General features: G+C 40.5%; 5 protein-coding genes. 3 read left to right on the top strand and 2 right to left on the bottom strand.

Annotation, left to right across the window (positions count from 1 at the left end; translation table 11 throughout):
• Positions 1-2 precede the first annotated feature (2 nt).
• Positions 3-6,503 (bottom strand): non-ribosomal peptide synthetase, encoded by a 6,501-nt coding sequence (locus NMG86_RS17815; protein WP_026798231.1) that lies wholly within the window; start codon positions 6,501-6,503, stop codon positions 3-5.
• 250 nt (positions 6,504-6,753) lie between these two features.
• Here NMG86_RS17815 and NMG86_RS17810 point away from each other — a divergent pair, with 250 nt between their 5' ends.
• From NMG86_RS17810 to NMG86_RS17800, 3 genes are read left to right on the top strand one after another with little or no spacing between them, the layout of a single operon-like run.
• Positions 6,754-7,932, top strand: coding sequence for a hydroxymethylglutaryl-CoA lyase-like TIM-barrel protein (locus NMG86_RS17810; protein WP_026798230.1), 1,179 nt, complete (start codon positions 6,754-6,756; stop codon positions 7,930-7,932).
• Positions 7,916-8,980 carry an isocitrate/isopropylmalate dehydrogenase family protein gene (locus NMG86_RS17805; protein ID WP_026798229.1) on the top strand — a complete coding sequence of 355 codons (1,065 nt, stop codon included), beginning with the start codon at positions 7,916-7,918 and terminating at the stop codon, positions 8,978-8,980. Before NMG86_RS17810 ends, NMG86_RS17805 begins: the two co-directional genes overlap by 17 nt.
• 12 nt (positions 8,981-8,992) lie before the next feature.
• Entirely contained in the window at positions 8,993-10,702 is a 1,710-nt protein-coding gene (locus tag NMG86_RS17800) for an aconitase/3-isopropylmalate dehydratase large subunit family protein (protein WP_026798228.1), read from the top strand.
• Between the two features lie 393 nt (positions 10,703-11,095).
• Here the strand turns inward: NMG86_RS17800 and NMG86_RS17795 are convergent, their stop codons facing one another.
• Positions 11,096-13,159, bottom strand: a complete 2,064-nt coding sequence (locus tag NMG86_RS17795) for an ABC transporter ATP-binding protein/permease (protein WP_026798227.1) — start codon at positions 13,157-13,159, stop codon at positions 11,096-11,098.
• Between the last annotated feature and the right edge of the window lie 138 nt (positions 13,160-13,297).

Genomic DNA, 13,297 nt, shown 5'->3' with positions numbered 1-13,297 from the left:
AATTACCTCGTTTTACCTTTCTTTTGATTGATTTTGGATAGGAATTTATCTAGCTGTTCTTGACTAACTTGAGCAGCAGAAAAGTCTGATGGTGTATAACCTTTATCCTTGGACGACTGACAGTGAATAATTAGACTTTTTAAGACGCTCATAAATCCATTTGCCAATCTTTCAATGGTCTCTCGTTGATGAACTTTCTCACTATAAACAAATTGCATTTCTAATTTCTGGGAACGAATTAATCCACTAATTTCTAACAAATGACTGCGGTTTCCCACAAGACTTCGTTCCGTTTTCCATTCTTTGACTTCTCCTAAAACTCCTGATGCCGATAGTACCTGATCAAATTGACCTAAATAATTGAAACTAACTTGTGCTTTTATTAAGTCCTGAAATTGCTTTTTAACCTCTTGATCTTTAGACAAATACTTCAAAATACCATGACCTATACCACGATTGGGTAAACGACGCAGTTGCTCTTTAACTGATTTTAAGGTTTCTGGAAGTTGTCCCGTTTTACTGCCTTCTAGTCGCACTGGAAATAGGGTGGTAAACCAACCAACAGTACGAGACAAGTCTATTACTTCAAATAAATCTTCCCGTCCATGGCCTTCTAAGTCAACAATTAAAGATTTTTCTCCTGTCCATTGGCTAAAACTTTCCAATAAAGCAGTTAACAAGATATCGTTAATTTGGGTATTGTAAACACCAGGAACATCTTGTAATAATCCACGAGTTTCTTCTTCATTTAAAAATAGGTTAATGGCTTTTGCCGAACTTAACTGATTACTCTCTTTTGTCCCAGAATAATCCATAGGTAAAGAAGCAATTTCTTTTGTTAATTGGGATATCCAATAATCCCTTTCTTGTTTTAATTTTTCAGATTGACTATAGGTGACTAATTGGTTAGACCAATCTTGAAATGAAGTGGTTTTTAGTGGTAATTTAATTTCTTGACTTTGACTAATTTGTTGATAAGCTGTAGCTAAATCTTCAAGTAAAATACGCCAAGAAATTCCATCGATCGCTAAGTGATGAATTACGATGAGTAATTGACTTGGTTGTTCATTTCCTAAGTTAAATAAAACAACTTTGACAATATCTCCTGTGGTTAGGTTTAGACTCCTTTGAGTTTCTTCATCTTTGGCTATAATTGCTGTTTTTTGTGCGCTTGGAGACAGTTGTGATAAATCAATTACCTCTAAAGGTATGGCATTTTTTGTGGTATCACTAATTTGAGTTAGACTTTCATCTTCTTGAATATAATGCAACCGCAAAGCATCATGATGATTCAATAATGCTTGTATAACTTGCTTTAATCGTTCTGGGTTTACTGTTGCTGGAACTTCAATTAATGCTGATTGATTAAAGTAATTAACATCAGGTAAATCTTGCTTAAACAACCAATGTTGAATGGGCGTTAAAGGGATAATTCCTGTGACTAATTCTTGATTAGCTTTTATTTGCTTATCTGTTCCGACAACGGTAGCTAATTCTGCAATCGTTTGATACTGAAAAAGTTGCTTAGGACTTAATTGTAATCCCATTTGATTCGCCTTGGAAATCATCTGGATACTAATAATTGAATCCCCTCCCAGTTCAAAGAAGTTATCATGGATACTAACTTTTTCCAGTCTTAAGACCTCAGCCCAAATTGCGGTTAAACGTTCTTCTATGGGTGTTTTAGGAGCAGTAAACTCGCTTTCTAACGAGGAAGTTGTTTCTGGAATAGGTAAGGCACGATGGTCAACTTTTCCGTTAGTCGTTATGGGAATTTCTTCCAGGAAAACGAAAGCAGAGGGAACCATATAAGGCGGTAATTTCTGCTTAAGATAATAGCGAATTTCTTCGATTTTGTTTTGATTTTTATTCCCTACGATATAGGCAACTAATCGCTTAATCCCTGGACTATCTTCCCTGGCAATAACTACCGATTGTTTGATGGATGAATATTGATTTAAGACTGTTTCAATTTCAGTCAATTCAATGCGAAAACCCCGAATTTTAACTTGAGAGTCAATGCGTCCTAAAAATTCTAAATTACCGTTGAATTTATAGCGGACTAAATCTCCTGTTTTATAGAGTTTTTCTCCTGTTTTAAAAGGGTTATCTATAAATTTTTCTACCGTTAATTCTGGTCGGTTTAAATACCCCCTTGCTATCCCTAAACCCCCGATATGAAGTTCTCCAGGTACGCCAATGGGCATCGGTTGTAAGTATTGATCTAAGATGTAAACTTGGACGTTATTAATGGGTTTTCCGATGGGAATTTCTGCTTGATTAATAGGTATTTCTTCCAGATAGTGTAGGGTAGAGACAACGGTGGATTCTGTCGGGCCATAACTATTAACTAATTGGGGATATTGTCCCACGTATTCCTGCCACATTTTTACCCTTTCTGGTAACACCCGCTCACCCCCTAAAATTACCAGTCTCAAAGATGGCGGTAATTGGAGATTTTCTTGAATAATTTCACTGACTAATAAATGCCAGTAAGCGGTGGGTAAATCCCAAATTGTTACTTCTTTTTTCTGAGATTCTTGGATAAATGCTGAGACAGATTTCATCATTTCTTCTGTTCTCAGCACCAAGGTTCCCCCACGACTTAAACAGGGGTAAATTTCTTCAGCCGCCGCGTCAAAATTGATGGAGGCAAATTGTAAAACAGTATCTCGCTCCGTGATTTCATATTTTTCTATCGCACTTTTAGTAAAGTTAATTAAGGATTGATGTTCAATCAAGACCCCTTTGGGTTGTCCCGTAGAGCCTGATGTATAGATGACATAGGCAAGATTTTTGGCTTCTATTACCGCATCAATATTACTACTACTTTGTTGAGCAATAATATCTTTTTGACTATCTAAGCAAACCCAGTTAAGTTCCTGTTGAGTGGCCAAATTTGCCCATTTTTCCAAAGTAACAATCGTAGAAATTTGAGCATCATTAACCATATAGGCTAATCTGTCTTCTGGATAGGTGGGATCTAGGGGTAAATAGGCCCCGCCTGCTTTGAGTATTCCCAATAGTCCAATGAACATTTCTAGGGAACGTTCTAGAAAAATTCCCACTAGGTTGTCAGGTTTAACCCCTAATGTTTGGAGATAATGAGCAAGTTGGTTTGCCTGTTCGTTTAATTGTTGATAGCTGAGGTACTTATCCTCAAATATAACAGCGATCGCCTCTGGTGTTTTCTTGACTTGTTCTTCAAAGAGTTGATGAATTCCCTTAACTTTCGGATACTCAGCTTGAGTGTTATTCCATTCCACTAATAACTGATGTTTCTGTTGCTCTGTTAACAGAGAATATTGAGATAGTTTTTGGTTGGGATTCGCTAAAATCCCTTGTAATAGGGTTTGATAATCTTCGACCATTCTGTTGATAGTAGATTCCTCGAAGAGTCCCGTATTATATTCCCAAACCATCGTAATTCCTTCGGTCTCAATTCCCTTGGTTTCTGCGGTAGAATTACGTCCAACCCGTTGCTCAGAACGAGGAATGACCACAATATCTAAATCAAATTTTGCCGAATTATTAGTAAGGGCATCGTTCGGTTTAATGGTCAACCCAGGCAAATTCAAATCAGGCAATTGAGCATCATGGAAACTAAACATTACCTGAAATAAGGGGTTATAACTTAAGTGACGAACGGGTTTTAACACTTCGACAACTTTATCAAAAGGTAAGTCTTCATTAGCATAGCCTTCCAGGGTAACTTGACGTACTTGCTCTAACAGTTGTTTAAAGGTAGGATTTCCCGAAACATCAGTACGAAGCACGATATTATTGACAATCATGCCAATAAGTCCCTCTGTCTCCCGCAACCGTCGGTTAGCCACTCCAGAACCCACACAGATGTCTTCTTGGCCTGTATAGCGATAAATCTGTGCGACAAAGACTGCAAACATACTCATGAAGAGCGTTACCCCCTCTTGACGACCCAGGCTTCTCAGGAGTTGGCAAATATCTAAGGGAAGATCCACCCGTACCCTTCCGCCCCCATAGGTTTGCTCGGTTGGCCGAGGACGATCATAGGGTAATTCCAATAGAGGAGGAATACCCGCTAATTTTTGATGCCAATAGTTGAGTTGTGTTGTTGCTTCCTCTGTTTTCGTCCATTCTCGCTGCCAATGAGCAAAGTCCACAAACTGTAAGGAAGGTTCACTTAATGGAGAAGGTTTTCCTTGAGAAAATGCTTGATAAAGGGTGACTAATTCCTTTAAAAATAAATTAAATGACCAGCCATCATGTACCATGTGATGTTCCACATGAATTAACACCCATTCTTGCTCATTTAATTTTAACAATGTCCAATGTATTAACGGTAATTGACTAATATCAAAGGGTTTGTGGATTGCCTGCTCAGTCAGTTTTTGAACCTCTTCTTGCTGTTTATCTTTGGAAATATTTTGTAAGTCAATAATGGGTATTGTAACGGGTTCGGGTGGATGAATGACTTGTACCAGTTTCCCCGCTACAGAGGGAAATGTGGTGCGGAATATTTCATGACGACGTAGAATTTCACTGATACTTTTTTCTAAAATAGATACATCTAAAAAGCCTTTAATGCGTAAACTTTCTTGAAATTGATAGGCTGTGATCGAGGGGGCTAATTGTTCAATAAAATAAACCCTTTCTTGAGCAAAAGAAACAGGCAAATAACCGTCCCGTGCAATAGGCTTGATTGTTTTAAAGCTAGTTGTTTTTTTATCTTGCTGTTGCTCTGTAATTGTTTGACTTAAATCTCCAATTGTGGGATTCTCCAACAATTTTTTAAAGGAAACTTCAATCTCAAAAATATCCCGTATTCGAGATAAAATTTGTGTGGCAATGAGGGAATGTCCCCCCAAGTGAAAAAAGTTGTCATTGACTCCAATTTTTTCTAATCCAAATACCTGATGCCAAATATTTGCTAATTTTTCTTCTTGGTGATTACGAGGGGCAATAAAGGGGGTTTGACGCTCGTTTCCGTCATAGTCTGGTATGGGTAAAGCTTTACGATCAATTTTTCCATTGGGACTAAGGGGCAACTCATTTAATACAACAAAAGTCGCAGGAATCATATAGCTCGGAAGCTTATTCTTCAAAAATTGTTGCAGAGTTACGGTTAAATTTTCCTCGGTTGAATGGGGAACAAGATAAGCAACTAATCTTTTATTTCCCAGAGGATCTTCTCGATCAATAACAACGGCTTGAGCGACTTGATGATGTTGAAGTAAAACGGTTTCAATTTCTCCTAATTCAACTCTAAAACCGTTGATTTTAACTTGATGATCGACTCTTCCTAAATACTCTAAATTACCGTCGGCTAAATATCTGCCTAAATCTCCGGTTTTATATAATCTTTCTGAGGGGCTAAAGGGATCTTGAATAAATTTTTGAGCAGTTAATTCTGGACGATTCAAATAACCCCTGGCAAGCGCAGTACCCCCGATATAAATTTCTCCTGGTGTTTCAGGAGGAACGGTTTTTAAGGTTTCATCTAAAACATAAACTGAAATATTTTCTCCTAAACTCTTTCCAATAGGAATTTCTGTCCTGTTGCGTTGACTTTCTGTTAGTTGTGATAGGCGACAAAGGCTTACCGCAATTGTCCCTTCCGTAGGGCCATAAACATTAATTAATTCAGGAAAATTTCCTACATTTTTAAACCACATTCTCACCAATTCTGGTTGAACTCTTTCTCCGCCGATAATGACTAATCGCAAGCTGTCTGGTAATGCTATTTTACTCTTAACTAATTCATTGACTAATAAATGCCAGTAAGCGGTGGGTAAGCTCCAAACAGTTATTTGCCAATCTTGGGATTTTTGAACAAATGAAGGAATAGAACTGATCATTTCTTCAGTTCGTAAGATTAAGGTAGCACCAGAACAAAGAGTAACATAGATTTCCTCTGCGGCCACATCAAAACTGATAGAGACAAATTGAAGAGTGCGATCGCTTGTCGTGATCTGATATTGGGCGATCGCTAGTTTAGTGAAGTTTACCAAGGATTGGTGTTCAATCATTACCCCCTTGGGTTTTCCCGTTGATCCCGATGTATAGATGACATAGGCTAAATTCTCAGGATTTACCGTATTAACCAGATTTTCTTGACTATAACTGGCAATTTTTGCCCATTGACTATCTAAGCAAATCACCTGTCCTTGATAGTCGGAAATTAAGTTAGACCATTGCGTTTGCGTGACCAACACGGATATTTGAGCATCCTGCACCATGTAGGTCAATCTTTCCCTGGGATAAGTTGGATCGAGCGGCACATAGGCTCCCCCCGCCTTGAGAATAGCCAATAAGCCAATGACCATCTCTAGGGAGCGATCAACACAAACTCCCACCAATGTCTCGGACTTAACCCCCAGGGTTCGCAAATAATGGGCTAGTTGATTCGCTTTAGTATTTAATTCCTCATAGGTCAATTGCCCTTGTTCTGAAAGGACGGCCACTGCTTCTGGTGTGCGTTCAACTTGGGTTTCAAATAACTGGTGGATAGATTGCTTGAACATGGAGGAAAATCCTTAGAGAAGTCATGAACTAGAAGTCCACAGGAGCTTAAACAATAATTACACAAAGGGGGCCAGGTTAAAAGGCGATCGCTTAAAAAGTCGTTACCTGACGGGGTAACAAAAGCCTCAGATAAATCTACTCTTATCAACCTCAATTGTCAACATTCAACATTGATAGTAACATCAATGCCGTAAGTCAATCGACTTATCGGCAAGCATCTGTGGTAATTGTAATGAACTAGAGGAAAAAATGCAAACTCTTCCTATTAAAATTTCAGATACGACCCTACGAGATGGGGAACAACAAGCTGGATTGTTCTTTCCCTATGAAATGAAACAGGAATTTGCTCATTTAATTGCCCAAACAGGGGTGTCTGAGATCGAAATAATGCCTTGTGTTTGTGATGACGAAACAAAATTAGTCAAAACCTTAGTAGCGCAAGGATTAAAGCATCAAATTGTGGCTGCCACCCCGATCAAAAAGGACTTTATAAATATAGCTAAAGACTGTGATCTTGGTCAGATCGTACTTTTTAAAGGACTCTCTGATCGCTTACTTTTTCTACGCGATCGGGAAATCTCTCAGATGAAAGAGTTTCAAGGAAAGACCATTGATGATCACATTCCTGCCCACATTATTAACCGAATCCGTGAAAATGCCATTGATGAAATTGTTAACCATTTACGCTATGCAACTCAAGAAGCAGGATTAAGGGTAAAATTTGCGATCGAGGATGCCTCAAGGGCCGATTTTGACTTTTTGGTTGAGTGCTTGCGTACCTTCAGTCCTTATGTTGAAGACTTTTACCTCTCTGATACCGTTGGGGTTCTCAGTCCCGAAAAAAGTTATATTTGGGTTAACGATCTCTTGCAAAGTACCACAGGGGTCAATCTAGGAGTACACTACCATAATGATTTAGGCCTAGCTTTAGAAAATACCCTCCAATCAGTGATGGCAGGCGCGACCATCGTGTCGGGAACCTTTGGCGGCATTGGTGAGCGTTCTGGGAATGTTGCCATTGAACAGGTATTAAACGGCTTAAAAGTTCGCTTTGGCATTGAAGTCGAAGGCATTAACTATGACGCGATCGCCCCAGTTCTGGATTATATGGAACAAAAAGGCATTCGTCCCGCCGCTCCTTACTCCCAACAAGCACAACGCCATGAATCTGGCATTCATGTTAAGTCTTTGTTCAGCGATCCTAAAAGTTATGCTGTCTTACCCCACAACACGATTGAGATTCTCTTTGGAAAATGGAGTGGTGCGAGCAATTTCCGTTATTTATTTGAAAAAGAACTCAATCATCCCCAACCCAAGGAACAATACGAGAAAATGCGCTCTGTGATCAAAACCTTGGCTGTAGAACAAGAACGGTATTTTACCGCCGAAGAGGTAGTGGAGTTATGGAAAAATGGAACCTTTGAGTAAATCATCCTATCGTATCGTCGCCATCCCAGGAGAAGGTATTGGCCCTGAAGTCGTCGAAGCGTCTTTAACCATTCTGCGCCAAGTTGCCCAACTTGAGGGATTTGCCTTAACGATAAACTATGGCTTGCTCGGTGGAATGGCCTTAGAAAAATTAGGTAGTGCTTTTCCCCCAGAAACTATCCAACAGTGTGAAGGGTCTGATGGCATTGTCTTTGGCGCAGTAAGTCAAGGGGGACTTCTGGAACTACGGAGGCACTTCGACTTTTTTATTAATCTGCGACCCATTCGCAGTTGCCCAAGTTTACTGCATACATCTAGTCTGCGACCGGAGAAAGTGCAAGCCCTCGATATTTTAATCGTTCGAGAATTGGTCAGTGGCATCTATTTTGGCCCAGCAGGTCGGGGTACGGATGAAAAGGGAGCCTACGGCTATCACACCATGTGGTATTACGATCAGGAAATTCGTCGTATTGCAAAGGTAGCCCTCCAAAAAGCCCAGGAACGTCGAGGTTTACTTACCGTTGCCCACAAAGAAAATGCCCTACCTCAGATTCCTTGGACTCGATTGGTACAAGAGGAAGCTACCAATTTTCCTGATGTGGTGGTGTCCCCAATGCTCGTTGATAACTTAGCCATGCAACTGGTTCTCAATCCCCAACAATTTGATGTGATTTTGGCAGGGAATATGTTTGGGGACATTCTCAGTGATATTGGTGGAGCGTTGGTAGGTTCAATTGGATTATTGGGATCGGCCAGTCTCAATAACCAGGGTTTGGGGATGTATGAAGCCATTCATGGAACTGCCCCAGATATTGCTGGCAAGGGCATTGCCAACCCCCTGGGTACTCTAGCGGGTTGTGTTTTGATGCTACAACAATGGGGAGAAATCAAGGCAGCCCAACGGATTCTCAAGGCCCAGGAGCGACTGTTAGGCAAAGGATACCGCACCGCCGATTTGTTCCCTCAAAACCACGAAACTTTGGTCAATACGGCTACCCTCGTTGACCTATTCCTTGAAGAAATTTCCCTTGAACAACCTACTGAATAAGGAGTTTAATCCATGACTGATGCTAACAAAATCCTGTACCTGGGAAATGATATTAATACTGACGATATTATTCCCGCTAAAAGAGGGACTAATGATGATCCAGACCACTTAAAACAATATGCTTTAGAACACATCATTGGCGTGGGAGAACTACTACAATATGATGAGATCGAAGCAGGGAATAATTTTGGCTGTGGATCAAGTCGAGAAATTGCCCCCATTGCCCTAAAAGCGGCTGGCATCAAAAAAGTTAAAGCGCGATCGTTCGCCGAAATTTTCTATCGCAATAGTATTAATATTGGACTCCCCTTAGAAATTATTGGGGAGACGGAACAAAACCCTGTGGTAGAAGCGATCGCCACTGCTGGGGGATTAATGGCCTTTAATCAAAAGCGTCGTCAAGGAGAGGTTAAAATTCCGCCTAGTGTCACCCCTGCCCGTCCCATGACCAGGGTGGAAAAGATGTTAGCAAAAGCTTCGGGCAATGATTATGTGAAACCAGGGGAAGGGGTGTTTGCCAAGATTGATCTGGCTTTATCCCATGACGCGGTGGCTAGTTCGGTCGCGAAGGTATTTTATGACAATTATGGAAAAACCGCCCAATTATGGGATCCGCAACGGGTGGTATTAGTCGCTGATCACTTTATCCAAATTAATGACATTCGCCTTGATAACAAAGCCCCGGTTATGTATGAGCAGATGGTCAAATTTGCCCAAGCTCAAGGCTGTCATCTATTTGATCTGGTTTCCCCAGGGGAAGCGGCTGGTATCTGTCATGTTTTGTTGCCAGAAAAAGGATTTATTCGCCCTGGAATGATCATTGCAGGAACGGACTCCCATACCTGTACCTATGGAGCTTTAGGAGCCTTTTCCACAGGGGTAGGAACCACAGACATGGCCAATATTTTTGCAATGGGGGATATGTGGATACGAGTCCCGCCAACCCTGGTGTTTGAGTTATCGGGAACCCTTCCTCCTCAGATTAGTGCCAAGGATATTATCTTGTTTATTCTAGGCAAATTGGGCTGTGGGGGAGCCACCAGTAAAGTTATGGAATTTCGTGGCTCTATCATTGAACAATTGCCCTTAGATGAACGCCTGACCTTGGCTAATATGGCCATTGAATGTGGTGCTATGTGTGGTTTAATTGCGGCGGATGAGGTGACAAACCATTATGTTACCAGTCGCACACCAATTGGGTTTGAATACGCGATCGCTGACCCCGATGCCGAGTATGAAGCTGTTTATAAATTCGATCTGAGCCATTTGGAACCCCAGGTTGCCCGTCCCCCTAAACCAGATCAGGTAGTTAACATTAGTCAATTAGAAGATGTTCCCATCACCAAAGCCTTCATCGGCTCTTGTACTGGCGGAAAACTCTACGATCTCGCCCAAGCGGCGGCTGTCTTAAAAGATCGTCAGGTTGCCCAGGGGGTAGATTTATTCGTAGTGCCAGCTTCAATGGAGGTACGTCAAAAAGCCGAAGAATTGGGCTATCTTGCTATTTTTGAAGAATCTGGGGCGCAACTGCTCAAATCTGGTTGTGGAGCTTGTATTAATTCAGGAAAGGGAGTATTAGACAAGGAAGAAACGGGAGTCTATGCCACCAATCGTAATTTTAAAGGACGTAGTGGCGACCCTACCGCTAAAAATTATTTGGCTTCCCCTAGAACTGTCGCAATTTCAGCTATTAAAGGAAAAATTACTGCCAATCTTGATTAATACTTTTCTGTTGACATCCTCTCCGCCGTAGAACTTGGAAGTGGTCTTTAATTCGAGGGTTGTATGATCGGGGCTTAACGAGAGAAAAGATTATCAAGCTGTTTCAAATTATTGACAGAATGATGACTTTACCTAATCCTTTACAAGAAAGTTTAGATTTTAAAATTCAACAATTTGAGGAGGAAAGAACTATTTCCTGTAATAAGCTGTTAAGCACCTAAATTGGTGATTCGGAAATCGTAAAACCCTTGTAGTGCGAGCGTCCTCGCTCGCTAGGTTATCAAGTTTAAATGCGTAACAGCTTAATTCTTTTTCGTTAACTAAAGTTAGAGTCATTTTTGCTCCTAAATTAATGTGATGGTTTGACGTTGTTTTTAACTATCCCTGTATCGGCTAAATCCTTAGCCATTTTAAGATTTTAGGGTCTTTATCATAGTGATAGGTAAGTCCATCATTTCCCGTAATGGATTTTCCCCGACTGGCTAGGTTTCTAATACTACTGACGGAATAGTTGCTTAATTTCGTCATTTGTGCGTGGGAAAGTCCTTCTTCTGTCAGGATTGTTGTCGTTGGAGATTCAAGGAGGAGTTCCTGGGAAGAATTAATTTGAGGTTTCATTGCGGCTTGCTGATGAGGTGAATTTTCGACTCTAGCTTGGGAATTATCGCCAGGAACACTACTAATTTCTTTAGCTTTTTGTCGGCGATAGTCCTGAACTGTGAGCAGTTGCCAATGGGAATCCTCAGAGAGTTCTAAAACCCATTGATGATAGTTAAAGAGACTTTCCCGATGTCCGACACTAATAAAAGTTGTGTTAGTTTTTTGTAATTGTTGATATAAATTCCCCTCATTTTTGAAGTCCAAAGCACTGGTGGCTTCATCTAGGATAGTAAAACTGGGACGGGTAATTAATACCCTGGCAAAAGCCAAACGTTGTTGCTCTCCTAGAGATAAAATGTTTTCCCAAGACTCTTCTGTATCAAAACCATTGATTCGATTTAACAGATTTTGGAGATTGACTTGTTGTAAAACTTCTCTTAATTCTGCCTCACTTTTTTCTTGATTGCGATTGGGATAAAGTAACTGTTCTCGCAAGGTTCCTAATATTATGTAGGGACGTTGGGGCAAAAATAATACTTCTTCTAGGGGGGGACGCACTAATCGGCCTGTTCCTGCATTCCATAAACCAGCGATCGCCCGAAGCAAGGAACTTTTACCCCGACCACTCGGCCCGACAATCAATAGACCTTGCCCAGGCTGAACAGAAAGGGAAAGGTTTTCAACAATTACCTGTTCATAATCGGGAGTTTGCAAAGTCACATTTTCAAAGGCAAAATGGTTTTCTTCGATGGTCTTAATCGTGCTTACATTTTCGGGTTGTTTAACGACTTCTTCTAGGGCTTGAGAAAATTCCGATAGACGTTCAACATAACTGCTAAATCGTCCCGAAGTGCCAAATTCACCGATTAATTCCCCTAGCGCACTAGCAAACAAATTAGCTGCTAAACAGGCTTGCCCGACCTGTCCGAAGCTAATGCCCTCACTATTCATATACAAAGGCCCTAGAATGACAAAGGTAAATACTTGGATCGCCGCCTGATAGCCCCGATTAAATATTTCTGTGCCTCTCTCCCAATCAATTTTACGTTTAGCACTGTTCAAAATATTATTAAATCTACGCTGAATAATACTTAATTCTTGGGTTTCTCCATCAAAGAAAGCGATTGATTCTGCATGAGTCCGAACATGAGTTAGAGCATAATTGTAATTAGCTTTAAGTTCTAATTCTTCTTGGGTAATTTTATTTAAGGCTTGGTTTAGATAGATAGCAATGGCGTTACCGAGGACTGTCCAAACGACTAAAAGAATGGCAACAAAAGGGGAAATTAACCAGAGAATCACTAAAAAAGTGATCATCTCTAGGACATTTTCTAGGCAAACCGTAAAAAAACTGAGGGCGTTACTGGTAATCGGCTCAATTTCCTGGGATAGGCGTTGATCTGGGTTATCTAAATCGGATTTAAAATTAATTTTGTAATAAGCGCGATCGCTGAAATATTTTGCGAGAATCCAGCTATTGAGCCATTCATACCAATCCAGGGCGATTCTTTTCCTGAGAAATTTAAGCAATCCCACCAAAAGCGTGACCAAGAGCAGTCCAACCGCGAAAACCACCAAAGTTTTTACAAATTTATCAAAATCATCCTTGGCAATAATGACATCAACTAAATAATTACTCACAAAACTATTGAAGGCATTTAAACCCACAACGGTTAGAATTACTCCGATTAATAAAATCAGCATTGCCCAAGCTTTAATCACATCAGAAAAAGCTCTTCCCCCCGCCATAGTCGGATACCAATAGGGGGCCGCGATCGCCTTTACACTTGCCCAAAATTTGGTGACATTGGAGATAGGATTAGTTGTCGCTTGATCTTGAGAGACTTGGGGTGACATATTTTCAGTAATGAGGACAATTTTAGGTTTAATGCTCTTGAATTGTGCTAAACAGGCAAAATTGACAAGACTTTAATCTAGTTCGAGTTTGACAACTTTTTGACTCCCAGTTATCTTACTACACGCCCATTATTCTGA

It is taken from the genome of Planktothrix rubescens CCAP 1459/22, assembly GCA_904830895.1.
GTDB classification, from domain to species: domain Bacteria; phylum Cyanobacteriota; class Cyanobacteriia; order Cyanobacteriales; family Microcoleaceae; genus Planktothrix; species Planktothrix agardhii.
The sequence above is the reverse complement of the archived record's forward strand: the minus strand, read 5'-3'. Positions and strand labels throughout refer to the sequence as shown.

Bases quoted from the DNA above. Each gene is read 5' to 3' on its own strand.
- NMG86_RS17815 (WP_026798231.1), bottom strand. From the start codon at position 6,503: ATGTTCAAGCAATCTATCCACCAGTTATTTGAAACCCAAGTTGAACGC.
- NMG86_RS17810 (WP_026798230.1), top strand. From the start codon at position 6,754: ATGCAAACTCTTCCTATTAAAATTTCAGATACGACCCTACGAGATGGG.
- NMG86_RS17805 (WP_026798229.1), top strand. From the start codon at position 7,916: ATGGAACCTTTGAGTAAATCATCCTATCGTATCGTCGCCATCCCAGGA.
- NMG86_RS17800 (WP_026798228.1), top strand. From the start codon at position 8,993: ATGACTGATGCTAACAAAATCCTGTACCTGGGAAATGATATTAATACT.
- NMG86_RS17795 (WP_026798227.1), bottom strand. From the start codon at position 13,159: ATGTCACCCCAAGTCTCTCAAGATCAAGCGACAACTAATCCTATCTCC.